A 24,563-nucleotide genomic window follows, 5' to 3' on the forward strand; every position below is an offset into this window, starting at 1 on the left:
ATCAGCCGGGGCGAACCGCTAATACTGGCGTATCCGGCGACAGAATGACTTTAAGCCTTTAGTCGCAAACGCGGCCAAATGGCTCATAAAGCGCTAAACAGCCGTGAATAGCTGTTGTGCCATCAGATACAAAAAAGCCACGGCAGGGCTGCCGTGGCTCAGGATGCGATACCAGCTGTAGAACAGCTCAGCGCGGTGCGTAGGCAAAGACGTCGGAGTGCATATTGTCCTGACTCAGCCCCAGCTTCGCCAGCTGATCCAGCGTGCCGTACACCATATTGGGCGATCCACAGGCAAACATCTGAACCTGGCTCAGGTCGGTGAAATCTTCATGAATCACTTCATAAATCCAGCCGGCGCGGCCATGCCAGTCATCGGCGTGTTGTTCAATGATGGGGTGATAATGAAAGTTCGGATAATCCCGGAGCCACTGCTGTGGCAGGTCACTGAGATAAAACCCGACCGCCGCACGATTCGACCAATACAGGTGAATTTCCTGCTGTGGGTTAATCGCCAGCGCCCCTTCGATCAGGGCTTTCATCTGAGAGAAACCGCTGCCCGCCGCCACCATCAACAATGGCTGACCGTTAATGCCGTCGAGGAAAGTCCGGTGTAACAGGCAATCACCCGCGGGCAAAGTGGCACGCACCACCACGGCCTGCTGTAAAAACGTAACCACAGCTTCCGCCGTTGGGCTGTTGGCGGCGATGTGTAATTCCAGACGACGGCTGTCAGCACCGGTCAGGTCACCGGGGGCCGAGGCGATGGAATAAGGGAGTTGTTGTGTCTCACCGTGCTCGTCTTCAACGTGCAGCAGTAAGTACTGACCCGGCCAGTAATCGAATTTTTTGCCGGCCGGCGCCATCAGCTCAACACGATAAATGTTATCCGCCATCAGGCTCACGGACGGGATCTGACAAGCCAGGGTCACTTCCGTTTTGTGATTCGGCGCATACACATCATTCATAACAATCTCGACATCTGTCCTGGGTTGGGCGACGCAGCATAATACCTGATTATCCTGCTCAAGTATGGACTCTGCCAGGGAATTGCGGAAATCCAGTTCGCCGGAAATACGCTCCCCCTGACAGATCTGGCACACGCCGTTTTCACAACTGACCGGCACAATCACACCCTGGCGCAGTGCTGCGTCGGCGATGGCTTCGTCTTCACGGCAATCTATCGTGACGCCGTTTGGCTGAAAGGTAATTTTGTGATGTTTCATCATGTTCTGGTCATAAACCCAACTCATCCCACATGGCATCCACCCGCTCTTTTACCGCCTGATCCATCACAATCGGTGTGCCCCACTCGCGGTCGGTTTCGCCTGGCCACTTATTGGTGGCGTCCATCCCCATTTTCGAGCCCAGACCGGAAACCGGTGACGCAAAATCGAGGTAATCAATCGGAGTGTTTTCTACCAGCGTGGTATCCCGTGCCGGGTCCATGCGGGTGGTGATGGCCCAGATCACATCTTCCCAGTTACGGGTATCAACATCCTCATCCACCACAATCACAAACTTGGTGTACATAAACTGGCGCAGGAATGACCAGACCCCCATCATCACGCGCTTGGCGTGACCCGGGTACTGCTTCTTCATGCTCACCACCGCCATACGATAGGAGCAGCCTTCCGGCGGCAGATAAAAATCGACAATTTCCGGGAACTGCTTCTGCAGGATCGGTACAAACACCTCATTCAGTGCCACCCCGAGAATCGCCGGCTCATCCGGCGGCCGGCCGGTATAGGTACTGTGGTAAATCGGGTCTTTACGATGAGTAATACGCTCCACGGTGAAAACCGGGAAATGATCCACTTCGTTGTAATAACCGGTGTGATCGCCAAACGGTCCTTCCGGTGCCATATCATCGGGGTGAATCACCCCTTCCAGCACAATTTCGGCCGAGGCCGGCACCAGCAGATCGTTACCGATACTTTTCACCAGTTCGGTACGGCTGTCGCGCAATAAACCGGCAAAGGCATATTCACTCAGGGTATCGGGCACCGGTGTCACTGCCCCCAGAATGGTCGCCGGGTCAGCACCGAGCGCCACGGTCACCGGGAAAGGCTCGCCGGGATGGGCCTGCTGCCACTCCTGAAAATCCAGCGCACCACCGCGATGGCTTAACCAACGCATGATCACCCGGTTTTTACCAATTACCTGCTGGCGATAAATCCCCAGGTTATGGCGCTCTTTATGTGGCCCTTTGGTAATCACCAGCGGCCAGGTAATCAGTGGCCCGCCATCGCCCGGCCAGCAATGCTGCACCGGGATTTTGCTCAGATCGACATCTTCACCTTCCAGCACCACCTGCTGACAGGGCGCTTTTTTCACTTCTTTCGGCCCCATACTCAGGACCTTCTTGAAAATCGGCAGCTTCGACCAGGCATCCTTCATGCCTTTAGGCGGCTCTGGCTCTTTCAGAAACGCCAGCAGTTTTCCCACTTCGCGCAACGCCTCGACCGACTCCTCGCCCATGCCCATCGCCACCCGCTCAGGGGTACCAAACAGATTGGCCAGCACCGGCATGTCATAGCCTTTCGGATTCTCGAACAGCAGCGCCGGACCTTTGGCGCGCAGCACCCGATCGGCAATTTCGGTCATTTCCAGATGAGGATCGACCGGGGTTTTAATGCGTTTTAGCTCGCCACGTTTTTCCAGCGACTTGATAAAGTCACGCAGGTCTGTGTATTTCACGCCAGCCTCTTTTGTTGGTCGGAGGGAATAACAATGGCAGCGATTCTAACAGCTTCCGGCTGGTTCGGCTGTATAACTGCTGTATAATCGCTGGCTTTCTGTGTTCCCGTTTGAGGCTGGTTTATGCAAGCACGCGCGACCCTGATAACGGCCGCCAGCGCTGGTTTTAGCGGCGTTGCCCTGGGCGCTTTTGGCGCTCACGGCCTAAAAAACCTGTTATCAGAGAAGATGATGACCGTCTGGCACACCGCAGTGCAGTACCATCTGGTGCACAGCGTGGTGTTGCTGGCATTGGCTGTGGCTCTGATGACGCTGCCGCAAAGCGCCACCACTATCTGGCTGCGCCGTTCTGCCGGGCTGATGCTGGCCGGCCTGCTGTTGTTCAGCGGCAGCCTGTATCTGATGGCACTGACGGGCATCCGCCCGCTGGGGATGATTACCCCGATTGGCGGTGTCAGCTGGCTGATTGGCTGGGGACTGATGCTGCTGGCTGCGCTAAAATGGCCGGCTGGCAACAATGAACACTGATTACGATTTAACTTCGATACCTTTTTACCCGGGAACTACCGTGACTGAAGACAACCAGACAAACGACCTGCCACAACAGGACAACGACACACCGGCCAGCGACGGTAAGAAACAGTACCGCCGCGGCATTAAGAGTTTTGTGATTCGCGCCGGTCGGTTAACCAAAGGTCAGGAAGGTGCCCTCGAACGCCAGTGGCCAACCATGGGCATGGAGCTGGAAGACGGCCCCATCGATCCGCAACAGGTATTTGGCCGCGACAGCCACGTGGTGCTGGAAATCGGCTATGGCATGGGGCAATCGCTGGTGCAGATGGCTCAGGCAGCACCGGAAAAAGACTTTATTGGTGTTGAGGTTCATCTGCCCGGTGTCGGTTCTCTGCTGCACCATGCAGAAGAAGCCGGTGTCACCAATCTGCGCACCTATAAAGATGACGCCATCGAGGTGTTAAAACTGATTCCCGATAACAGCCTTGATACCGTGCAATTATTTTTCCCTGATCCATGGCATAAAAAGAAGCACCACAAGCGCCGTATTGTGAATGCTGAATTTGCCCAGACCCTGCGCAGGGTACTGAAGCCCGGCGGTATCTTCCATATGGCCACCGATTGGGAACCCTACAGCGAACATATGCTGGAAGTGATGGACGCCGCCGAAGGCTACGAAAACATCGCCGGCAAAGGCCAGTGTGTTGACCGGCCGGAGCATCGCCCTTACACCAAGTTTGAAAAGCGCGGTGAAAACAAAGGCCACGGCGTCTGGGATATTATGTATAAAAAAATCACATAACAGCGCCGTTCAATGACTTTGGAAGCCATGTGTCGGTGATCTGGAAATGATGTGGGAGCGGACCCTGTCCGCGATGGACAAGTACAAAACGTTTTAAAAAGCAGAGCAGAAACATGCAGAAGAAAGACAAAGAAAAAGTATTCGGTGGCGACTGGACCGAGGCGCAACTGCGCGAGTTTATCAAGGTTGAAAGCCACGACGGTACCGACCCGGACTACATCGCCGTGATTCGTGCTTATCGCCATATGGTGCCCGCCACCTTCGAGCAATACATCAAGCTGTTCGTCGCTGAAGGTCATAATGTCAACGCGGCTAACCTGGACGGTGAAAGTCTGCTGACCACCATCTCAGGTCACACCCAGGGCGCTGAATATGCCGAGATTCTGAAAGCGGCCGGAGCAGCGTAATCAGACGTAGGCGCAATAAAAAAGGGGCTGTCGCCCCTTTTTTATTGTGCAAAGATCGGCTTCAGCTGCCTAAATAACTACGATACATCCACAGCGCTTTTTCCTGCTGCGAAATGTAATCACTCATCAGCGCTGCGGTACCCTCATCATCGGCATCGGCTGCCGCCGCCAGCACAGTACGCTGACGGGTAACCAGCAACGTCATACCTTCAACAATGCTTTGTACCGCTTCACGACCATCACTGATGTTTTTCGCCTCTTTGATGGTGGATAGCGCCAGATAGTCGCTGAAAGCATGCTCTGGCTGATGCCCTAAAGTCAGTACCCGCTCGGCGATCTCATCCACTTTCAGCAACAGGTCGTTATACAGCTCTTCAAATTTCACATGCAGTTCGAAGAAGCGCTCGCCCTTGATGTTCCAGTGAAAACCGCGCACGTTCATATAAAAAATCTGATAGTTGGCCAGCAGTTCATTCAGCTGTTGGGCCAGTGCCTGAGTGTCTTCCTGCTTCAGTCCGATAAAGGTGTTACTCATAATCTGCTTCCTGTCGTTGATGAAAATCGGCTCTGGTCAGGCAGTTCTGTTGTGCTGCCTGGTTACAACCAGGTTGACATCCATATAAACAAAGCCAGCCAGGGTTGCCCATTAGAATTTGTTTATCAGGGTTATGGCTTCAGACAATTGCATTATCAAAATCCCGGAATGCAGCCAGGCTATGACTTCATAACCAAAAATTATTACCCAAGCGGTCAGGAATGCTTAGAATACGCCGCTTTTATCCACGGAGAAGCCAATGACTCAGCTTGCACATAAAGCCTCACCCTGGGCGCTGTTGCCGATGTTGCTATTTCTGGCGCTGTTTATTGGCAGTGGCCTGTATTACCAGAGTGCCGGGGTTGAGTTTGCGTTTTACGAAATCTCCGCACCGGTTGCCATTCTGCCCGCCATTATTTTTGCTCTGCTGCTGGCCAAGGGCAGTATCAATGAACGTTTTGAGCAATTCATTAAAGGCTGCAGCGACCCGACCCTGGTCACTATGCTGCTGATTTTCCTGCTCGCCGGTGGTTTTGCCAGTGTCGCCAAAGCCATTGGCGGCGTCGATGCCACTGTGGCATTTGGTCTGAGCGTGATTCCGCCGTCGCTGGTGTTACCCGGCCTGTTTGTCGTAACGGCTTTTATGGCCACCGCCATGGGCACCTCGATGGGAACCATCGCTGCGGTTGCCCCGATTGCCGTTGGCCTGACGGAAGCCACCGAGTTGCCTCTGGCACTGACGGTGGGCACTGTGATGGGCGGCGCCATGTTTGGTGATAACCTGTCGATCATCTCTGATACCACCATCGCAGCCACCCGCACCCAGGGCTGTTCGATGGCCGATAAATTCCGTCTTAACTTAAAAATTGCCTTACCGGCGGCGGCGATCACCCTGGTGTGGTTATTTTTTCAGGGCAGTGACATCAATCATGTTCATGAAGGCGACTATGAGCTGGTAAAAATGTTGCCTTATGTGCTGGTGCTGGTACTGGCGGTCGCCGGGCTGAATGTCCTGGCGGTGCTGTTAACCGGCATCCTGCTGGCCGGTATCGCCGGGCTGGTCACAGTCGCTGATTACGATGTTGCCCAGTGGTCAAAAGACATTTACAGCGGTTACGGCAGCATGCAGGAAATTATGATTTTGTCGTTGCTGATTGCCGGTCTGGGCGCACTGATGAAAGCCGGTGGTGGTTTAACCTGGCTGGCCAACCAGATCGACCGCTTCAGTCGTGGTAATGAGGGCAGCAACCATCAGCGCCGCGGCGAGATCAGTATTGCGGCGTCCGTGGCGTTATCCAATCTGGCGACCGCCAACAATACCGTGGCGATTCTGATCTCCGGCAGCCTGGCGAAAGATATTGCCGGACGCTACCAGGTCGATCCGCGCCGCAGCGCCAGCCTGATGGATATTGTTTCCTGTGTGGTTCAGGGCATGATTCCGTGGGGAGCACAGATGTTACTGGCGGCTTCCATCGCCGGTTTATCGCCACTGCAACTGGTGGATTCGGTGGTGTATTGCTGGGCGTTAGGCGCCATGGCGTTAATCACTATCATCAGCCGCTGGCCCAAACTGGCCAGTTAAGACGGCTCGGAACAACGCTGAACCCGGGGTTCAGCGTTGACTTTGAGCGCCGATGGCCGGCTCCAGATCCATAACGCACCACACGACATTCCCGCCAGCGAAAAAATCACCGACGGCAGATGATTCACCTGCCACACCAGCAGCGTTGCCACCAGCGCCATCGACAGCGATGCCAGTAACTTCACCCGCAAACGAATGACACCGCCGTTTTGCCAATCCTGTAGCGGTGGGCCAATCAAACGGTGGCTCATCATCCAGTGGTGTAATCGCGGCGAACTTTTAGCGGCAGCCCAGGCCGCCAGCATAAAAAACTCCGTTGCCGGCAAGCCAGGGATAACCACCCCTAAAAACGCGACAGCTAACGCCAGATAGGCGATGGCCAGATAGATAAATTTCATCAAAGGTAAACAACCGTCAGAATTTTCTCTGTATATACAGATAAGACGAATAACCGGCAGAAATCATCACCCCGGCATACAAAAAATTGCTTACGGCACGGTTGTCGAGGTAATTGATGCCACTTCTTTGTTGTTGGTGGTGTGTTCTGGATTCACCGGAATATCAAGCACCGGACTGACCAAAAGCCGGGCTGAAATTTTTTTTACCGCAAAGGTGAGGAAAAGCGGCGCTCGTTCGTCTCTTACATAACGAAGCTAACAATTGCCGGATAACTCATGACTCAGACTGCCTCCCAAACCACCAGCGACGAAGCACAGACTTTCTCCAACTGGCTGAAGCAAGAAACCACCACCACCCACGAGAGCCTGGATAAGCGCATTATGGCGCTCAATCCGTTTGCCGATCGTCAGGGCTATGCTCAGTTTGTTCGCACCCAGGCACGGTTACACCGGGTGGTATCTGACTGGTATCAGCACGAATCGATGCAGCAACAACTGCCACAGCTGAAACAACGCGACCGTCTCGATGCAGTGCTGCAGGATTGCCGTGATTTCGATATTTCTGACGAGCAGTTAGCCCAGGATCAACACGCTGCAGAAGCCATGCAGGTATCCGACCCTTACGCTGCCATCGGCTGGCTCTATACCGTAGAAGGTTCCAATCTGGGTGCCGCTTTCCTGCTGAAATACGCTCGCACTCAACTGGATCTGAGTGAGGACTTTGGCGCCCGTCATCTGGCGGCCCACAAAGATGGCCGGGGTCTGCACTGGCGCCAGTTTAAAGCGGCACTGGATGGCCTGCAGTTAACCGAAGAACAACGTCAATCGGCTCTGACAGGTGCCCGTCAGGCGTTCACCTTTGCCCGCAATAACGTCGAACAGCTGCTTGCACCACTGGCAGCGCAACCCGAGTCTTCTGATGAATAAACCGTCTTACCTGTTTTCTGCTGTGTTATTAACGCTGGCGCTGCACACAATGGCCGCGCCGGTCGCTGATGAACAACTGCAGCTGGCGCTACCGATTCAGTTTTATATTCAATGACTAAAACACCAGGTAGTGACCTGTTACTCCATACAGCAGTGAATCCTCTGTTATGATCACCTGACAAGGTTATCACTAGCATTCCGCTCGGGTGATATAGCAGTTAACGGTTATTATTTTTCATGCTCGATTTTCAGAAATCCATTCAGATCCCCGTTTTCATCAACCGTCCAGAATCGCTGCGTTCAGCACTGCAGCAATATCAGCAACATCTGGCGACCGGAACCGCCTTTAACAAAGGTCAGTTCGATATAGAGTTTGTTGTACAGGAGGAGAGCTCGACCCGTCGTCTGCAGTTCCGGGATATCGAAAGCGAACACTGGCGAAAGCTGGCTTATATCGCTTATCAGCAAGGCCCGGAGTCCTGGACCTTTAAAGACGATGAAACCATCAGCGATGACGACGAACTGTATGTTTCGGAAGCCATCCTGTTTGCCATCAGCCTGCAACACGAATCCGTGGTCGGCGAGCTGCTGAACACCGCTAGAGCCATGGTTGCTTATGCGCGTAAATACAACGACACCAGTGCCATGTGGACCGACGACATGCGCGTGTTCGGCACCGAAGCACTGTTTTTGTTAGCCTGCCACAACAGCCAATACCTCAGCTTGCTGGCACAGTTTTTTATTCCCTACTGGGACGACGAACACGCCGGAGGCTACAGCGATTACCTCGCTTATTTTGTTCATCAGCACGGCTGGAGCCGGGATGTTATCAACGCCTATATCTGGTGTGATAACGGCGCCATGCGTTACCAGATGTATGGCAATGAGTGGGAGAGCGACACTCACTATCAACCACTGGGTGACTACTTAAAAGCCAATCCGGAAGAATACCGCTGGTTTAAACAGGCCCTCGGCGAACGTCTGCAAAGCAGCCCGAAAATGCTGTACAGCGAAAGCAGCGATTTTGACAATGCCGACCCGGTGCTCGACTTTTATTTAACCCTGTTGCCCGAAACCGGTGACCCGTTCGACGAAGAAGACCAGGAAAAACACCGCCAGCAACACTTTATCAGTGCCAGCCTGGAGGACGAAGCATTCGACTTGCAACAGCAGCTCGAAGCACAGAGTGATAAACCACTGGTGTGTTACGCGACGGCTAATTTTTATCAGGAAGAATACTGGGACAACGGCACAACAGGTCAGCATCTGCGTAATGTGAAACCGCTGATTTTAGCGTTACCTCAGGGGGATACGGTTTGGCAACATATAATTGATGGCAGCCAGCCGACAGCCGTTGAGGCGTTAACGGAAATCTTGCTGAGTGACCTGGCACAACGACAAGCGCCGGCGTTTTATCAGCAACTCAGTAATGATCTGCTCGGTACTCAGAATAACGAAGATATTGCCCCGGAACTCGGGCCATTGTTGTACGAGCTGCTGGATGAAATCTATTGTGACGACGAAGATGCCGAACAGCTGGCCGACATTATGCCGTCTACCAGTCTGCAACAACGCGGCGAACAGGTATTGCGCCTGCTGGATGTGTTTTACCGGATTTTAGGCCAGCGTGAACTGGGGGAGTTCCTCCACACTCGTCTGGTCGATAATTATGAACTGCTTGATTCTCGCGGTTATCTCAGTCGTTACAGCCAGATATCGGCCGCGGATCAGGAAAAACAGATCAACGCCCACTTGTTAAACGACATCGGCTACACCTTTTGTGACATGGACGAGCTGCTGTTCCACGAGAATCTGGAGGAAGCACGCGAGTTATTCAGCGAACATCCGCAGCTGGCCAACCCGGCGAGCTGGCCGAGAAAAGGCGACGGCAGCTTTGCCATCGGCCAATATGCCCTGATGGCGTTATTGTTACACGATGCCTATAAAAATAAAGCCATCACTGCCAACTGCAAAAAATTAGCCGCTGAGTTTGCAACAGAAAAACCCTGGCAGGCGATGTTCAACTATCTGCGTGAAAATCTCGATATTCTCGGTGAGGGAATTTTTGACAAACAAGGGATGACGCCACAACAGCTCGGGCAGCTGGCCGACTACTTCACTGCCGCAGAACCACAACTAACCCAGCCGCAGGTGATTGAGTTATTTCAGCAGTATGCCAAACGCGAAGAAATATTACGGCGCGGCAACCTTTATATGAACCAGTTTAACCAGCAACAGATTGGTTATCATTTTTTAAGTGACCACGATGACAATTATCAGCGTTGTTTATTAATTTGCTTCTGGTTACTGCAGGTCCCCAAAGACTGTGCTTTTGAACAACAAGCCAAACGTATTTGGCAACTGATGGTGGCGTTAGCACCGGTACGGGTAACCCGCCTGGTATCCCAGGCCTATTCCACCAATGACTACCATGTTGAATTTGACGATGGCGCCGATGCGCTGGAACATTACCGCATCAGGATGCTGGATGCCGGTATCGATCGTGCTTATCTGCAGGCCTTTCAGGTAAGCCTGTGTCGTCTGAATAATTACGACGGCCCGGAAGAATATGAACAATGGCTGGATAAATTCGCCCATATCGACAGTGACGATCAATCGGTATTTGGTCCGCTGCAGCGCCGTGATGCCGAAGCCTTACATCAGGGCCTGCGTTATATTAACGAAAGCAGCAAAACCGAATTCTACCGCCGTTTATTATTAAAGTACCCACGTTTCAGCGAGCTGTATCAGCAGGAACTGAACACCGATTTACCCCAGGCGCTGCTGCGCAGTATTCAGCTCAGCCTGAATACCATGACCTGGGAAGACTTCGAAGCGACCTTAAAGGACGAGTTTAACAGCGAATTTGTTGAGCTGAATGATGAGCGCCTGGCGCAGAAACCGCATCAGGTGAGTGATCAGTTCCGTACACTGAAATACCTGTCGCCGCTGGATATAGACTGGCAGAGCTTGTGGTTACTACAGGACCGTGGCGATCACTGGGAAATTATCGGTGGTTCAGAAAAACCCAACAAAGCACTTAACCAAATCGGTGGTTTTGTATTACTGATTAACAGTGACGTTAACAGCGAACAACTGCTACAACGTTGTTATGAGCTGAGCGATCGTGATTTCTGCAGCCAGAAACTGCGGGATCAGATAATGAGTTATCTGCAGGGCGATGCCGATTATCAAACGACCCTGACGCAGTGCAAACAATACCTGGGGGGCGAACACCTGAAAGTACAGGCACCCGATTACCGCCTCAATGGTCTGGATACGCTGATCTGGCTGCTGGACGACAGTCGCCGTGATCGGCTGACGAAATTACTGCTCAACCTCAATTACCGCGGCTTTAAAATGTTTGAAGGTAATCTGATTAGCAACCTGCTCGACCAACAGGTGCGTCAGGGCAGCATGTCGTTACTGCAGCGTCTTGAGCAGGATGACGATGACGAGGCCTACCAGGAAATGGCTACTGCGCAGTTCCTGCAATGGTTACACAGGTTAGGCGTATGCGATGAACATACCCTGCTGTACTGCGTGAAACACCCTGAGCTGCTGGCTTGCCAGCAATGGCTGCTGGCGCTGGTCAATGACGACCAGTTAAAAAAGGTCGCCAAATTCCTGCGCGCAGAAAATCGCGCCCGGCTGATGGAGATGTTAGCGGAGCAGCCTCAGGCACACGCCTATATGGCGAATTTTGCTAAGGATAAATCCCGTTCGGTGCGCGACATAGTGGCGCGTTATTTACCGCAATAACCGGTGTTAACACCCTTCGTGGACAAGCGTCTCTCCTACAAATTCGCACCCGATTTGTAGGAGCGGACCCTGTCCGCGATATATTCCCGGCTGTAGGAGAGGACCCTGTCCGCGATATATTCCCGGCTGTAGGAGCGGGCCCTGTCCGCGATATATTCCCGGCTGTAGGAGCGAACCCTGTCCGCGATATATTCCCGGCTGTAGGAGCGGACCCTGTCCGCGATATCTGCCCAGGGAAAAGCTGAGTGTCCGTTAAAGTGGGGAGATCAGAACGTATTTGAGCGGTTTGTTATGTGATAATCTCACTACCGCGTTCCAGTACCCAACAACGCTCGTTTTTGGTGTAGCCAATTTGGCCGTAGTAATCATTGGCTGCCGGTGCGGCGATTAACAACAGTTTACATGTAGGTTCTATTTGAGCCTGGGTTTGAACTTGTAACTGCTTACCTATACCCAGCCTTTGGTATTCTTCATCAACAGCAAGATCTGAAAGATAGCAGCAATAGTGGAAATCCGTGATAGAGCGAGAAATACCAACAAGTCTGGAGCCATCCCAAGCAGTAATTATGAGATTGCTATTGTTCAACATACCATTGATGCATTTTATATTTTCTATCGGTCTGCGCTCTCCTAGCGTCGAGCGCTTCAGTAAATCAATAAACTCGTCGGCTGAGATCTGCTGATTAACTTTGTATTCGATATTCACTCCGTTACTCCGCCTCTTCCAGCTGCTCGGTCAGTTCCATCCACTCCATTTCAATTTCTTCCAGCTGAGATTTCAAATCACCCTGCTGAGTCAGCAGCTGCTGTAGCTCATCTTTACGCGCGTCGGAGTACAAATCAGTATCAGACATTTTTTCTTCGATGCCTGCCAGCTGTGTCTGCAGTTTTTCCATCTGTTTTTCGGCAGTTTGCTGCTTTTTACGCAGTGGCGCCAGGCGCTGACGGCGCTCCGCTTCCAGACGCTTCTGTTCTTTGCGATCAACTTTCACTTCAGCAGGCTTTGCTTCTTCTGAGCCAGCAGAATCACTTCCAGCGATTTGCTCATCGCGCTGCTGCAAATACGTATGATAGTCGTCCAGGTCGCCATCAAATTCCTGCACCTTGCCATGATCGACCAGCCAATACTCATCTACCGTGGCTTTTAATAAATGGCGATCGTGACTGACGATTAAAATCGCACCTTCGAAATTCTGCAGCGCGACGGTTAACGCTTCGCGCATTTCGATATCCAGATGGTTGGTCGGCTCATCGAGAATCAGCAGGTTCGGTTTTTGCCAGGCAACACAGGCGAGTGCTAAGCGGGCTTTTTCACCGCCGGAAAACGGCTCGATCACTTCCAGCGCTTTATCACCGTGAAAGCCAAAACCACCAAGGAAGTTGCGGATTTCCTGCTCCGATGCCTGAGGTTTCAGGCGTTGCAGAATCAGTGCCCCCGACGCGGTTACATCGAGAGATTCCAGCTGATGCTGGGCAAAGTAGCCTAACCGCAGGTGTTCACCTTCGCTGCGTTCGCCATTGAGCATTTCAATTTCGTGACACAGAGTTTTTAACAGCGTCGATTTACCCGCGCCATTGGGGCCCAATAAACCAATTCGATGGCCCGGCACCAGCGACAGTTTTACCTGCGGCAATATGGTAATTGCATCTGTGCCGCTGCGATAACCCAGGTCAGCATGATCAATCGCTAATAACGGCGACGACATTTTTTCGTAACAGGGGAAAACAAAACGGAACGGTGAATCGACATGCGCCGGGGCAATCAGCTCCATACGCTGCAGTTCTTTTAACCGGCTTTGTGCCTGTTTGGCTTTACTGGCTTTGGCTTTAAAGCGGGTCACAAAGGCTTCAATTTCTTTCACCCGGGTTTGCTGTTTTTCGTACACGGTTTGCTGCTGCGCCAGTTTTTCCGCCCGGATACGTTCGTAAGCCGAATAGTTACCCGGGTATACCACCAGCTGTTGCTGGTGCAGGTGTACGATATGGTCTGCAACGCCGTCGATAAAATCGCGGTCGTGGGAAATAAACAGCAAAGTACCGCTGTAGTTTTTCAGCCATTGTTCCAGCCACAGGGTCGCTTCCAGATCCAGGTGGTTGGTGGGTTCATCGAGCAACATTAAGTCCGATGGCATCATCAGTGCCTGAGCCAGATTCAGACGAATGCGCCAGCCGCCGGAGAAGTCCTGTACCGGACGCTGCATATCCTGCTGCGAAAATCCCAGGCCATGTAACAGCTGTTCGGCCTTAACCGGTACCTCATAACCCTTATGCTGATCCATCTTATCGAGCCAGTTGGCCAGTTCGTTATCATCGCTGGCGTTGCTGATTCCGGCTTCGATACGGCGATATTCACCATCTCCGTCCATGGCATAATCCAGCGCGCTGCGCTGACTGGCTTCCACTTCCTGGCGCATATGGGCAATGCGCCATTTCGACGGAATATACAGTTCACCACCATCCACCTGCAGTTCACCATTTAATAAAGCAAACAAACTGGACTTACCGGCACCATTAGGGCCAATTAATGCCAGTTTCTGGCCATCGTGAACGCGCAGTTCCGCCTGTTTTAACAGCGGTTGAGTACCGCGTTGCAGTGAAACCTGATTAAATTCGATCATAACAACACAACGATTAAGATAACGATAAAGGAGCGGATTGATGGCGACGCAGTGTGCCACAGAAGTGGATGATAACCCATTGTGGAACTTTGCTTTGCAGTTTTATGCCAGGCCACAGGTGCAGCAACTGCTGCTCACACTGCAGAACGACCAGCAACAGGATACCTTGCTGATGCTCGCGGCTCTCTGGCTGGCCGATAACGGCCACAGCTGGCCGTTATCGGGCGGGCAGCTGCAAGCCTATACGCACTGGCATCAGCAGGTTATCCGGCCGTTACGGGCGGCCCGCAAAGCCATCCACAAAAGCACGACCAGCAACGAACAGCAGGGTCTGAGACAACGGATTCAGCAGGATGAAATCCGGGCGGAGCAACTGGCATTACATCAGTTGTTTGTTTTACTACCCGCAACCGCCAGCATCACAGACAAAGACACACTCCGGCATCAGGCGTTGCATAACCTGTTTGCCCAGGCACAAATACAGCCCGGGGCAGACATAAAAAAAGAGGCCCTGAGGCCTCTTTTTCAGCAGTTAGTACAGCTGCTCTGAAGATTACGAGTTACCAAACAAGCTGGAAGAATCTTCTGCTTTGGCATCGTTATTGTCGCTGGCTGGTGCTTCTGTTACTGCTGGTGCAGAGGCATCCGCTGCTGCCGGTGCTTCTACCGCGGCAACGTCAGCAACTGCAACCGCAGGCTCTGCCACTTTAACGACTTCTGCTGCGATCGGGGTTTCAATCACGGCGCTTGCAGCTTCGGCTGCCGGTTCTGCGGCCATCGGGCTGGCAACCGGTGCTTCTTTTACTTCAGGCTGTTTCGCTGCGGGTTTGGCCGCTGGCTTTTTCACGCCCGGCTTCTTAGCTGCTGCTTTCTTGGCCGGCGCTTTTTTCACCGCAGGCTTTGGCTCTGCCGCTTTGGCCGGTGTCTTTTTCGCCGCTACCTTTTTCTCTGCCGCTTTGGCCGGTGTCTTTTTCGCCGCTACCTTTTTCTCTGCCGCTTTGGCCGGTGCCTTTTTAGCCGCTACCTTTTTCTCAGCTGCTTTAGCCGGGGCTTTTTTAGCAACAGCCTTCTTCGCTGCGGGTTTCTTTGCGGTTACTTTTTTCTCTGCCGCTTTAGCAGGCGCTTTCTTAGCAGCAGTTTTGGTGGCCGCTTTGGCTGTTACAGCCGGTTTTTTGCTGGCAGTTTTGGTTGCTGGTTTCTCTGCGGCTTTTTTGGCCGGGGCTTTTTTAGCGGCGGTTTTGGCTGCTTTCGCCTGTTCTTTTTGTTGCTCTTTCTCGAACTTGGCAATCAGCTTGTCCAGCGCGCTGCGCTGCTTGTCCGCTGCTTTAACCACTTTTAATGCTTCTTTGGCTTCAACCAGCGCTTCACGAGCAGCTGCCTTTTCTTCTTTGGCCACTTCCAGTTTGGCTTTGGCGGCTTCCAGCTGACGAACCGCTGCCGGCGTTTTCTTCGCTTTCACCTTAGCAGCAACTTTGGCTTTGGCTTCCGTGGCTTTACTGACTTTGGCCGTTGCACGGGTCTGCAGCGTGGTGGCTTTAGTTACCGCTTTTTCAGCATCGGTTAACTCTTTGGTACGTGCTTTTTCAAGCTTCACCTGAATCGCCAGCAGATCTTTTTCCAGTTGCTGAACCGGAGTCAGAGCAGTGCGTTTAGTGGCTGGTTTTTTGGCAGTCGTTTTACGGGCAGGCATACGAAGAGTCCTCAGACAAAGAAACAATGGCTGCATTATACGAATTCACTGGAATTCATCTATGCATTTCCGCTGAATTTATTACTGTGCCTGGCGGGATTGCTGTATTTCTTTGATAGTTGCATCCAGCCAGTCGATCAGAGGGGCCCATTCGGCCACATCTTTTTTATCGCGCTGATCAAAATCAACAATGCCCAGACCGTGCTCGCTGGCGCGCACATAAAACTGGGTATCACGTAATGCGGTGATAAAGGGTATCTGCAAGCTGTTAAGAAATTTTTCCAGCTTGGCGTAGATCAGGGTATTTTTGCGTACCCGGTTGGCGATCACCGCAATGGGCTTGGGGTTCATGCGGTAGGAGCGCGATAACAACACATCGCGGATAAAGCCGGTAGCCGCACGAATATCGATCGCAGAAGGGATTACCGGAATCAGAATCACATCCGCCTGCTGAATCAGATCGGTCAGAATATTACCCGACAACCCTGCCGGCGTATCAATCACTACCCGGCTGGTATTCGCCGGCACCCGCAACGCCCAGCTTTTGGTGGACGTCTGTGGTGCATGTTTCTGATAGGCCGCCACGCCGGTAATGGTCGGCAGATGCACATCACGGGCGGCCAGCCAGTCCATTCCTGAGCCCTGAGGATCGTAGTCGATTAATGCGGTGAGTTCACCACCAGCGGCAAAGTGGCTGGCGACGTTGGTCGCCAGTGTGGTTTTGCCACATCCGCCCTTGGCATTCGCCACCATCAGACGCACCGGTGCAGTCATACCAACAACACGGGCCTGGGATCTGAACGGATTAGGGTTGACGGATGTTTCGTTATTCACAATATTACCGGCCACTGGTTAACTAAACACTGCCAGATTGCAGCTACAGGTGCTCCTCGCCTAAGTAAAGCATAAGGTATACTGCAACGCTGAGAAATACCGCTCAAGGATGGAACATGAAATTTAAAATAGCCGTATTAGCAATCGTATTGATTGTGATGATGATTATTCCGTTTTTCCTCAAAGGGCCCGACGGCAAGTCTCTGCTGCGCTCCGAAGATGAGGCCAGCCAGGATATTTTATCCACCGAACAGACCCGCCAGACCTATGTGAAATGGCAGGATAAAAACGGTGTCTGGCATTTTGGTGATGAAATGCCGGAGGGCATTCAGGGTGAAGAGGTGAAGGTGGATACCGCCGCCAATGTGATCCGCAGCGTCAAACCCGCCGGGCAGCCACAGGAAAAAGACAACCCCAAAGCGAAAGAACAAACGCCGTCGTTGCCGGTGCCACTGACCGTCAGCCCGGAAAAGGTATCGGAAATGATGGACGATGCCCGGAACGTAGAAAAACTGATGGAACAGCACACACAACAACTGGAGCAGGTGCGCTGAAGAGTTACAGCAACCTTATTTAAACTGATACACCAGGCCGTTGGCAGCAGCGGCCAGATAACGCCCGCCGTTGTACGCCACATCTTCCACCAGCACGTTATTACTGCCCCAGCGATCACGGGGTTCAGCACGCCAGGCCTGACGACGTTCACCGGAGGCGACATCCCACAACTCGACTTTGCCACTGCTGTTACCGGTTAATAACTGACTGTCATCGTTAATAAAACGAGCGGCACTGTAGTGGCCACGAACCTGTGCGATTTTACCTAACAGTTTGCCCGAGCGGGCATCCCAGATTTTACCGCTTTCACCATAGGCGGAAGTAAACAGCAGCCGGCCATCTGCAGACAGCTGCGCGGTGCGTACCTGATTATTGTGTTCGAAGGTGTGTAATAACTTGCCGTTATTCAGATTCCAGCTGCGTGCCAGAGAATCATCGCTGCCGGTTGCCGCCATCACACCGTCATCCGACAGGCTGACGTCATACACCACACCGTCGTGTGCCAGACGTTGACGAATACCCCCGTTTTTAATATCGAATAAGGTCGCGGTGTAATCGCGCATTGCCAATAACGCCAGATCGCCATTGGCGGTTAATGCGATGTCTTCGATATCACCCGGTGCATTCCAGAACCAGATCGCCTCACCACTGTCCTGCTGCCATAACACAATGGTACGGTGATCGGCGGTGGCGACAAACTGACCATCCGGCGAAAAGGCACTGTTGAGGATATTGCTGTACCCCTCAGCCTGGTGGTTCCAGTCGTAACGACGTTCAGCCGGTGCCAGTGACCAATAGCTGCCACCATGATGAATGCTGCCCACCATGATGTGGTTTGCGGAGGGTGAAAAACGCATCGAATAGACGCCCTGGCGGGCCAGTTCCTCTGTCGACTGCGGCGCTTTGGCGTCGTCGCAGGCGGTAAGAAGAAAAACAGAGAAAATAATGACGCTGCGGGCCAGCCAAGACATAAAGCAGGTTCCTGATAAACGGCACAAGCCAGAAAATACAACTGTAAGTGTAGACCGTCTATCAGGCTTTATCCGTCTGGCTGACGTTAAGCTTCTTCCGCCAGCAAATCTTTATGGGCGTTATGCAATTGCTCAATCAGCTGATCTTCCAGCGCAAAGCGGTCTTCCAGTACTTCGCCGATTTGCGACAGATCCGCCGGCAGCTTAGCCAGTTGCTCAAAACTGCAGTCGGCGTCATAGGTGTCGTTAAAGTCGACGCAGTCTCCGGTCAGCTTATCCAGTTGCGGCACCAGCTTCTCAGCCAGTTCAACACCACCATCCTGGTATTCACGGGCTTCGTTGATCAGCTGCTCGTAGATCTCGAAGTGGCCGGCAGAACAATAGTCCATCATCACCTGACAGAAGCAGCCAACGTTTTCACCCAGCGATTGCTCCGCCGACAGCGGCTTACTGGCCGACAGGTTGCAGTAGAGCACAATCAGTTTTTTCCGTTCCGCCAGCCAGTTATCGATCAGCTGGTGTACGCCGCCCCAGCGCTCATGCGCAGTTTTACAATTTTCTAACATCGGATATTCTCCTGATCCGCCAACGGCAAGCGCCGTTTTTTTATCGTATGGCAAGACTATATGCGTGCCGAAAAGGCTCAGGCAAGCAGCTTTTTGCTGTTTTTTGACTTGTATTCGCAGCTATCTGTGCTTCTGCTGCGGATATGAAAAAAAAGGCTGACAAGCGCATTTTTTATTGTCAGCCTTTGGTCGCAATCCTGTCGTATCACTCCGTCAGTCGGCCCGACGGTAAGCCCGCAGCACATGAAACAAGGCAAATGCGGCAGCCAGAATAAAACCGCCAAAACAGATACGGGTCCACTCCGCCATACCTAATCCCCACAGGCTCCAGACGACTTCAGCACAGTTACCGTCGCCATTCAGCATCACACTGATCAGCTCGCTCAGCGGCAATGTTTCGATCAGATAATCGACACTCGGACCACAGGCCGGTACGTCTTCCGGTGGCAGACTCTGCATCCACACCTGATGGTCTGCCAGCCAGAACGAGAAAATCGCCGCCGCCAGGGTAAAGACCAGCGCTGCCGTCAGTGGCAGGCGCCGACTACGGCTGACAAAGGCCAGTAAAAAGCCAACCCCGATCAGCACCGTACCCAGTCGCTGGGCCATACACAGCGGACAGGGATCGAGATACAACATATATTCAAAATAATACGCCGCGGCCATCAGCCCAACGCAGGTCAGGAAACCCGCCAGATACCCCCAATGCAGCCATTGAGGGTTGCTGAACCAATGTGCAGGCCGCTGATTGTTTTGCAAAGACGTCACTCAGGTTCTCCATCCGCTCACAGAGTCATAAAAAGCTGCCGCTGAGTCTACCACAGCCGCCGGAACGGGTTATCTGGTCTAAACTCAATAGCGACGTAAAGTTAGCCGCGCATTCGTCAAGAAACGAATGACCTGAGTCAGCCCATTCCGGATTAAGGGAGAAATCATGTTACGTATCACGGTTGCCACTTTGCTGCTGTTATTCGCAGGATTCAGTTTTGCAGAGGAAGACGCTGCAGAAGACGCTGCCCCTGCTGTTCCCACAGCTCGCTACCTGCATCTGGAGCCGGCGTTTGTGGTGAACTATGGCAGTAGCGGGAGAATGAAATACCTGCGCACTGAGATATCACTCAAGGTTAACAGTACCGAAGCCGCCGCTCTGGTGACACAACATAAGCCGTATATCCGCAACAACCTGGTGTTGTTGTTGTCGGCTCAGGAATCAGAAACCATGAACAGTGCGGTGGGGCGAGAGTCGTTGCGCAAAGTCTGCCTGGATGAAGTACGGGCCGTGATGACCCAGCTTGAGGGTTCGCCCTATATCGATGATCTGTATTTTAATAATTTTGTTGTGCAGAACTGATGATTGCCGGGGAACCCGGCAATCACGAACACTCAGCGCTTCAGATATTCCGCCAGATATTCTTCAAATGAACAATCATCCGCCGCTTCAATCTCAAGCTGCTGCTGCAGAGATGCTTCCGCCGCCGCTTTCCAGCTGGCCATGACATCCACAGCCAGAGGCTCCGATAAGGTTTTCCGGTGTTGCTGCGCCTGTTGCCGGGTCAGCTCCGCAAATTCCAGCCCTTGCTCACGCAGGGTATTTAATACCTGAGCCGAAGGCGTCAGGTTGCTGTCGGCCAGCTTCAGTTTTTGTTGTTTCAGCGCATCGCTATGGAAAGTATGGCCCGCCGCCTGATCCATTAAAGCAGCCAGCTGACGCATGTCTTCCACCAGCTCCAGGCCCCACTGTTGCAGTGCCACTTCGTCATCTCCGCGTTCCAGCAACAGACCCGGCTTACGTCCTTCCATCACGGCTTTATGCTGGTTGCGGGCAATACGCTGATACTCCGCATCGTCCACATCCGCACTGGGCTGCAACAGACACCAGCTGAGGAACACATCCATAAACTGCAGTTGTGGTACGTCCAGCCCTAATGGCATAAACGGATTGAGATCCGTACTGCGGATTTCGACGTATTCAACGCCGTGTTGTGCCAGTGCTTCCAACGGCTTCTCACCATTACGTGCAACCCGCTTGGGCCGGATATCGCTGTAATATTCGTTTTCGATCTGCAGCAGATTGGTGTTGATCTGTTTGTATTGGCCCTGCTCATCCTGCAGCCCTATATCCTCATAGGCTTTTACCGGTACCGTCACCGCTTTACCCAGAGTATCGACATAACTGCCCAGCTGGTTGTAACACACCGTCAGGTCCGACTGAGCGCTGTTCTGGTAACCCAGATCACTCATACGTAATGAAGTGGCATAAGGGGAATAGAGCGTATGTTTACCCAGTTTTTCGAGGTTGTGCTGGCGACCATCCAGGAAGGTTTCACACAGTGCCGGCGATGCGCCAAACAGGTAAAACAACAGCCAGGAATAACGGCGGAAATTACGGATCAGGCCAAAATAACGCGCCGAGATAAAATCCTGCAGCTGCTGTTCATCCGGCTGATGCTGATGCTCCAGCTCAAACAACAGCGGCCACAACGCCTGCGGCAGCGACACGTTGTAATGAATACCGGAGATACACTGCATCATACGGCCATAACGATGCCATAACCCGTGGCGATAAACGTGTTTCAGCTGACCGACGTTCGACTCCCCGTAGCGAGCGATCGGAATGCTCATTTCTCCCTGCAGGATACAGGGCATTGAGCTGGGCCAGATCATTTCACCATCCAGCTGGCTGTAAGTATAACGATGGGCGATTTCCAGGTAGGCCAGCGCTTCGTGGGCAGAACCAAATACCGGGGTAATAAACTCCAGCAAGGCTTCGGAATAATCGGTGGTAATGCTGTCGTGAGTCAGCGCCGAACCCAGCCCTTTCGGATGAGGTTTCTGGCTGATGACACCCTGGGAAGAACAGCGTAAGCCTTCCTTTTCGATACCGCGTTGGATATTGGCCAGCAGAGATAAATGTTCAGGTTGACTGAGGAGGTTCAGTGCATCTTGCAGCGTGGCTGCGTTCGTTGTGTTGGCCAAAGTTGCCTCGGTATCACATCAGGTTTGGCCGGATTATAGGATAAAGCAACGGGATGGCGTAAGGGCGCAAAAGGAATAGCTTATGGCGCTCAGTGGAACAGATTTATCGCCCACCGGGTCTGCCCCACATTGGTGGCAGCAAACCCGGTTCGCGATACAAGCCGGGAGTTACTTCTTCTTAGCGTTGGCAAACGCTGCAGCCATCGCGCCACCCATTGCACTCTGGCCGGCGCCGTTGCCACCAGAGCTGCCACCGAATGAACGCTGTTGCGATTGTCCGCCACGTTGTGGACGACCTCCGCCTTTGCGCTCACCCGGGGTTTTCTCTTTGGCACGTTCGTTGGCATCGTCAGACATACGCATCGACAAACCAATACGTTTGCGTGGCACATCCACTTCCATCACTTTAACCTTAACGATATCACCGGCCTTCACCACATCGCGCGGATCTTTAACGAAGGTATCCGACAGCGCAGAGATATGCACCAGGCCGTCCTGATGAACACCGATATCAACAAACGCACCAAAAGCGGCGACATTGGTAATGACACCTTCCAGCACCATATTCGGTTGCAGGTCTTTGATGTCTTCCACGCCTTCTTTGAATTCAGCAAATTTAAATTCCGGGCGCGGGTCACGGCCGGGCTTTTCCAGCTCAGCGATGATGTCTTTAATGGTGATTTCACCCACCCCATCGTCGCCTAACTGGCTGGCAAACTGCGCCGCATTAACCGACTTCAGCGCCGCGGAATCACCAATCAGGCTGGCCACATCTTTGCTGAATTCATGCGCCAGCTGTTTTACCACTGGATAGGACTCGGGGTGAACGGCAGAAGCATCCAGCGGGTTTTTGCCGTTCATAATACGCAGGAAACCAGCCGCCTGTTCAAACGCTTTAGGCCCCAAACGGGCGACCTTTTTCAGCTCAGAACGGGACTGGAAAGCACCGTTTTCATCACGGTAGGCCACGATATTATTGGCCAGCGTGGTGTTTAAACCGGATACCCGGGTAAGCAAAGGTGCCGAAGCGGTATTCAGATCAACACCAACGGAGTTCACACAATCTTCGACCACCGCATCCAGCGAACGCGCCAGTTGCGTCTGGTTTACATCGTGCTGGTACTGACCCACACCAATAGACTTGGGTTCGATTTTCACCAGCTCCGCCAGCGGGTCCTGCAAACGCCGCGCAATAGACACCGCCCCACGGATGGTTACATCCAGATCCGGGAATTCTTTGGCCGCCAGCTCCGATGCGGAATACACCGAGGCACCCGCTTCATTCACCATCACCTTCTGCACGTTTTTCAGCGCTGGCTGCGCCTTGATCATATCGCCGACGAATTTATCGGTCTCACGTGAGCCGGTGCCGTTGCCAATCGAGATCAGTTCAACATTGTGTTTCGCAATCAGTGCCGTCAGTACCGCCGCAGAACCAGCCAGGTCATTACGCGGTGGTGTTGGGTAAATCGTGGCGTGGTCCACCACTTTGCCGGTGGCATCCACCACCGCCACTTTCACCCCGGTACGCAAACCCGGGTCGAGGCCCATGGTGGCCTTGGTACCGGCCGGTGCCGCCAGCAATAAATCCTTCAGGTTTTCACCGAAGACTTTAATCGCCTGCTCTTCGGCACTTTCACGCACGTTACCCATCAGCTCGGTTTCCAGGTGGGTTAACAGCTTGATGCGCCAGGTCCACTTCACCACTTCCGCTAACCAGCGGTCAGCGGCACGGCCCTGATTTTCGATGCCGACATGATCAGCAATAATGCTCTCACACGGGCTGGCGGCTAACTTATCGTCCGGGTCGCCGGTCACCAGAGAGAAACTCAGAAAACCTTCGTTACGGCCGCGCAGAATCGCCAGTGCACGGTGTGACGGTACACCTTTTAGCGCTTCGTCGTGTTCAAAATAATCGGAGAACTTGGCGCCTTCCGCTTCTTTGCCCGGTACCACCCGTACCGACAAGGTCGCTTCGTTGGTCATAAAGCGGCGCAGCTTTTCCAGCAGGTTAGCGTCTTCGGCAAAGCGCTCCATCAGAATGTATTTGGCGCCATCCAGCGCCGCTTTGGTATCGGCAATATTATGATCGCCGTTGAAGAATGCCTGAGCTTCCGCCTCCGGATTCAGGGTGGGATCAGCGATCAGTTTTTCCGCCAGCGGCTGCAGGCCAGCTTCAATGGCAATCTGGCCTTTGGTACGACGCTTCGGCTTGTAGGGCAGGTATAAGTCTTCCAGCCGGGTTTTGGTGTCGGCCGACAGAATATCGCGCTTCAGTTCGTCACTGAGTTTGCCCTGCTCATCGATGCTTTTCAGGATGGTGTCGCGCCGGTCTTCCATCTCACGCAGATAGCGCAGCCGCTCTTCCAGAGTACGCAGTTGTGCATCATCCAGAGAGCCAGTGACTTCTTTACGGTAACGGGCGATAAACGGCACGGTCGCGCCTTCATCGAGTAATGCAACCGTGGCCGCAACCTGCTGCGGACGAATGGATAATTCTTCGGCAATACGCTGGCCGATTTGTTGAGCACGAGGATCTGCAGACATACGTTTTTTATACCTTGATAACAGCGCTTACAGCGGATGAAACGATAAAACAGGAGGAGACTATAAATAATTCTGTGTAACTGCACTGATTAAATATAGTCTCTCAACTGCTCTTCAAACTCAATAATGAAATGATTTAATGCCGGCTTCCAATTGCGAATCGGCATTGTCCATTTTCTTG

Annotated in this window: 23 protein-coding genes; 10 read left to right on the forward strand and 13 right to left on the reverse strand. The window is 52.8% G+C overall.

From position 1 onward, the window contains the following. Positions 1-187: 187 nt before the first annotated feature. Positions 188-1,252: a 2Fe-2S iron-sulfur cluster-binding protein gene (locus ACFOMG_RS17640; protein WP_376868630.1), complete on the reverse strand. Its 1,065-nt coding sequence runs from the start codon at positions 1,250-1,252 to the stop codon at positions 188-190. Beyond that, the gene (gene ubiD, locus ACFOMG_RS17645) at positions 1,236-2,699 is read right to left on the reverse strand and encodes a 4-hydroxy-3-polyprenylbenzoate decarboxylase (RefSeq protein ID WP_376868633.1); all 1,464 of its coding nucleotides are present in this window, start codon (positions 2,697-2,699) and stop codon (positions 1,236-1,238) included. Before ubiD ends, ACFOMG_RS17640 begins: the two co-directional genes overlap by 17 nt. 123 nt (positions 2,700-2,822) lie before the next feature. Between ubiD and ACFOMG_RS17650 the strand changes: the two genes are divergently transcribed. The 3 genes from ACFOMG_RS17650 (at position 2,823) to ACFOMG_RS17660 (ending at position 4,421) form a co-directional block, all read left to right on the forward strand. Continuing rightward, the gene (locus ACFOMG_RS17650; protein WP_376868636.1) at positions 2,823-3,227 is read left to right on the forward strand and encodes a DUF423 domain-containing protein; all 405 of its coding nucleotides are present in this window, start codon (positions 2,823-2,825) and stop codon (positions 3,225-3,227) included. A gap of 40 nt (positions 3,228-3,267) precedes the next feature. Continuing rightward, positions 3,268-4,014, forward strand: coding sequence for a tRNA (guanosine(46)-N7)-methyltransferase TrmB (trmB, locus tag ACFOMG_RS17655; RefSeq protein ID WP_376868638.1), 747 nt, complete (start codon positions 3,268-3,270; stop codon positions 4,012-4,014). Between the two features lie 113 nt (positions 4,015-4,127). Continuing rightward, on the forward strand, positions 4,128-4,421 hold the full coding sequence (locus ACFOMG_RS17660; protein WP_376868641.1) for a PA4642 family protein: 294 nt from the start codon (positions 4,128-4,130) through the stop codon (positions 4,419-4,421). A 61-nt stretch (positions 4,422-4,482) separates the two neighbouring features. On the opposite strand, the gene ACFOMG_RS17665 is transcribed toward ACFOMG_RS17660, so the two are convergent. Continuing rightward, complete coding sequence (locus ACFOMG_RS17665; RefSeq protein WP_376868644.1) at positions 4,483-4,956, reverse strand: Dps family protein; 474 nt, start codon at positions 4,954-4,956, stop codon at positions 4,483-4,485. Positions 4,957-5,215: 259 nt separating this feature from the next. Here ACFOMG_RS17665 and ACFOMG_RS17670 point away from each other — a divergent pair, with 259 nt between their 5' ends. Beyond that, positions 5,216-6,538, forward strand: a complete 1,323-nt coding sequence (locus tag ACFOMG_RS17670; RefSeq protein ID WP_376868646.1) for a Na+/H+ antiporter NhaC family protein — start codon at positions 5,216-5,218, stop codon at positions 6,536-6,538. Here ACFOMG_RS17670 and ACFOMG_RS17675 read toward each other — a convergent pair. Next, a complete protein-coding gene (locus ACFOMG_RS17675; RefSeq protein WP_376868649.1) occupies positions 6,535-6,936 on the reverse strand; it encodes a YbaN family protein in 402 nt (133 codons plus the stop codon). The two genes, ACFOMG_RS17670 and ACFOMG_RS17675, sit on opposite strands and share 4 nt — an antisense overlap. 276 nt (positions 6,937-7,212) lie before the next feature. Here ACFOMG_RS17675 and ACFOMG_RS17680 point away from each other — a divergent pair, with 276 nt between their 5' ends. The 3 genes from ACFOMG_RS17680 to ACFOMG_RS17690 all read left to right on the forward strand — a co-directional run bounded on the left by ACFOMG_RS17680 (position 7,213) and on the right by ACFOMG_RS17690 (position 11,625). Further along, a complete protein-coding gene (locus ACFOMG_RS17680) occupies positions 7,213-7,863 on the forward strand; it encodes a biliverdin-producing heme oxygenase (protein WP_376868651.1) in 651 nt (216 codons plus the stop codon). Continuing rightward, the gene (locus ACFOMG_RS17685; protein ID WP_376868654.1) at positions 7,856-7,978 is read left to right on the forward strand and encodes a hypothetical protein; all 123 of its coding nucleotides are present in this window, start codon (positions 7,856-7,858) and stop codon (positions 7,976-7,978) included. The genes ACFOMG_RS17680 and ACFOMG_RS17685 overlap by 8 nt, the downstream gene beginning before the upstream one ends. A gap of 122 nt (positions 7,979-8,100) precedes the next feature. After that, positions 8,101-11,625 carry a hypothetical protein gene (locus ACFOMG_RS17690; protein ID WP_376868656.1) on the forward strand — a complete coding sequence of 1,175 codons (3,525 nt, stop codon included), beginning with the start codon at positions 8,101-8,103 and terminating at the stop codon, positions 11,623-11,625. Between the two features lie 289 nt (positions 11,626-11,914). On the opposite strand, the gene ACFOMG_RS17695 is transcribed toward ACFOMG_RS17690, so the two are convergent. Both ACFOMG_RS17695 and ACFOMG_RS17700 read right to left on the reverse strand, forming a co-directional pair. Beyond that, a complete protein-coding gene (locus ACFOMG_RS17695) occupies positions 11,915-12,331 on the reverse strand; it encodes a GNAT family N-acetyltransferase (protein ID WP_376868659.1) in 417 nt (138 codons plus the stop codon). A 4-nt stretch (positions 12,332-12,335) separates the two neighbouring features. After that, positions 12,336-14,243, reverse strand: a complete 1,908-nt coding sequence (locus tag ACFOMG_RS17700) for an ATP-binding cassette domain-containing protein (RefSeq protein ID WP_376868662.1) — start codon at positions 14,241-14,243, stop codon at positions 12,336-12,338. A gap of 40 nt (positions 14,244-14,283) precedes the next feature. On the opposite strand from ACFOMG_RS17700, the gene ACFOMG_RS17705 reads away from it, so the two are divergent. Continuing rightward, positions 14,284-14,793 (forward strand): TIGR02444 family protein, encoded by a 510-nt coding sequence (locus ACFOMG_RS17705; RefSeq protein ID WP_376868665.1) that lies wholly within the window; start codon positions 14,284-14,286, stop codon positions 14,791-14,793. A gap of 3 nt (positions 14,794-14,796) precedes the next feature. Here ACFOMG_RS17705 and ACFOMG_RS17710 read toward each other — a convergent pair whose 3' ends face one another. Next, complete coding sequence (locus ACFOMG_RS17710) at positions 14,797-15,933, reverse strand: hypothetical protein (RefSeq protein ID WP_376868667.1); 1,137 nt, start codon at positions 15,931-15,933, stop codon at positions 14,797-14,799. Between the two features lie 81 nt (positions 15,934-16,014). After that, complete coding sequence (locus ACFOMG_RS17715) at positions 16,015-16,767, reverse strand: nucleotide-binding protein (protein ID WP_376868670.1); 753 nt, start codon at positions 16,765-16,767, stop codon at positions 16,015-16,017. Positions 16,768-16,883: 116 nt separating this feature from the next. On the opposite strand from ACFOMG_RS17715, the gene ACFOMG_RS17720 reads away from it, so the two are divergent. Beyond that, positions 16,884-17,321: a DUF4124 domain-containing protein gene (locus ACFOMG_RS17720; protein WP_376868671.1), complete on the forward strand. Its 438-nt coding sequence runs from the start codon at positions 16,884-16,886 to the stop codon at positions 17,319-17,321. 15 nt (positions 17,322-17,336) lie between these two features. Here ACFOMG_RS17720 and ACFOMG_RS17725 read toward each other — a convergent pair whose 3' ends face one another. The 3 genes from ACFOMG_RS17725 to ACFOMG_RS17735 all read right to left on the reverse strand — a co-directional run bounded on the left by ACFOMG_RS17725 (position 17,337) and on the right by ACFOMG_RS17735 (position 19,627). Continuing rightward, positions 17,337-18,293 carry a WD40 repeat domain-containing protein gene (locus ACFOMG_RS17725; RefSeq protein WP_376868674.1) on the reverse strand — a complete coding sequence of 319 codons (957 nt, stop codon included), beginning with the start codon at positions 18,291-18,293 and terminating at the stop codon, positions 17,337-17,339. Between the two features lie 86 nt (positions 18,294-18,379). Continuing rightward, positions 18,380-18,859, reverse strand: coding sequence for a sigma D regulator (gene rsd, locus ACFOMG_RS17730; RefSeq protein ID WP_376868677.1), 480 nt, complete (start codon positions 18,857-18,859; stop codon positions 18,380-18,382). A 213-nt stretch (positions 18,860-19,072) separates the two neighbouring features. Further along, complete coding sequence (locus ACFOMG_RS17735; protein ID WP_376868680.1) at positions 19,073-19,627, reverse strand: disulfide bond formation protein B; 555 nt, start codon at positions 19,625-19,627, stop codon at positions 19,073-19,075. A gap of 166 nt (positions 19,628-19,793) precedes the next feature. Between ACFOMG_RS17735 and ACFOMG_RS17740 the strand changes: the two genes are divergently transcribed. Beyond that, positions 19,794-20,210 carry a flagellar basal body-associated FliL family protein gene (locus tag ACFOMG_RS17740; protein WP_376868683.1) on the forward strand — a complete coding sequence of 139 codons (417 nt, stop codon included), beginning with the start codon at positions 19,794-19,796 and terminating at the stop codon, positions 20,208-20,210. A 32-nt stretch (positions 20,211-20,242) separates the two neighbouring features. On the opposite strand, the gene gshA is transcribed toward ACFOMG_RS17740, so the two are convergent. Beyond that, the gene (gene gshA / locus ACFOMG_RS17745) at positions 20,243-21,835 is read right to left on the reverse strand and encodes a glutamate--cysteine ligase (RefSeq protein ID WP_376868686.1); all 1,593 of its coding nucleotides are present in this window, start codon (positions 21,833-21,835) and stop codon (positions 20,243-20,245) included. Positions 21,836-22,003: 168 nt separating this feature from the next. Then, positions 22,004-24,382, reverse strand: a complete 2,379-nt coding sequence (locus ACFOMG_RS17750; protein WP_376868689.1) for a Tex family protein — start codon at positions 24,380-24,382, stop codon at positions 22,004-22,006. Positions 24,383-24,563: the final 181 nt, after the last annotated feature.

Origin of the sequence: Bacterioplanoides pacificum, from assembly GCF_042648445.1 — a bacterium.
Classification (GTDB): domain Bacteria; phylum Pseudomonadota; class Gammaproteobacteria; order Pseudomonadales; family Oceanobacteraceae; genus Bacterioplanoides; species Bacterioplanoides pacificum.

Coding starts and splice junctions, on each gene's coding strand:
- ACFOMG_RS17640 (WP_376868630.1), bottom strand. CDS start 1,252: ATGAGTTGGGTTTATGACCAGAACATGATGAAACATCACAAAATTACC.
- ACFOMG_RS17650 (WP_376868636.1), top strand. CDS start 2,823: ATGCAAGCACGCGCGACCCTGATAACGGCCGCCAGCGCTGGTTTTAGC.
- ACFOMG_RS17660 (WP_376868641.1), top strand. CDS start 4,128: ATGCAGAAGAAAGACAAAGAAAAAGTATTCGGTGGCGACTGGACCGAG.
- ACFOMG_RS17665 (WP_376868644.1), bottom strand. CDS start 4,956: ATGAGTAACACCTTTATCGGACTGAAGCAGGAAGACACTCAGGCACTG.
- ACFOMG_RS17670 (WP_376868646.1), top strand. CDS start 5,216: ATGACTCAGCTTGCACATAAAGCCTCACCCTGGGCGCTGTTGCCGATG.
- ACFOMG_RS17675 (WP_376868649.1), bottom strand. CDS start 6,936: ATGAAATTTATCTATCTGGCCATCGCCTATCTGGCGTTAGCTGTCGCG.
- ACFOMG_RS17680 (WP_376868651.1), top strand. CDS start 7,213: ATGACTCAGACTGCCTCCCAAACCACCAGCGACGAAGCACAGACTTTC.
- ACFOMG_RS17685 (WP_376868654.1), top strand. CDS start 7,856: ATGAATAAACCGTCTTACCTGTTTTCTGCTGTGTTATTAACGCTGGCG.
- ACFOMG_RS17690 (WP_376868656.1), top strand. CDS start 8,101: ATGCTCGATTTTCAGAAATCCATTCAGATCCCCGTTTTCATCAACCGT.
- ACFOMG_RS17700 (WP_376868662.1), bottom strand. CDS start 14,243: ATGATCGAATTTAATCAGGTTTCACTGCAACGCGGTACTCAACCGCTG.
- ACFOMG_RS17705 (WP_376868665.1), top strand. CDS start 14,284: ATGGCGACGCAGTGTGCCACAGAAGTGGATGATAACCCATTGTGGAAC.
- ACFOMG_RS17710 (WP_376868667.1), bottom strand. CDS start 15,933: ATGCCTGCCCGTAAAACGACTGCCAAAAAACCAGCCACTAAACGCACT.
- ACFOMG_RS17720 (WP_376868671.1), top strand. CDS start 16,884: ATGAAATTTAAAATAGCCGTATTAGCAATCGTATTGATTGTGATGATG.
- ACFOMG_RS17725 (WP_376868674.1), bottom strand. CDS start 18,293: ATGTCTTGGCTGGCCCGCAGCGTCATTATTTTCTCTGTTTTTCTTCTT.
- rsd (WP_376868677.1), bottom strand. CDS start 18,859: ATGTTAGAAAATTGTAAAACTGCGCATGAGCGCTGGGGCGGCGTACAC.
- ACFOMG_RS17740 (WP_376868683.1), top strand. CDS start 19,794: ATGTTACGTATCACGGTTGCCACTTTGCTGCTGTTATTCGCAGGATTC.
- ACFOMG_RS17750 (WP_376868689.1), bottom strand. CDS start 24,382: ATGTCTGCAGATCCTCGTGCTCAACAAATCGGCCAGCGTATTGCCGAA.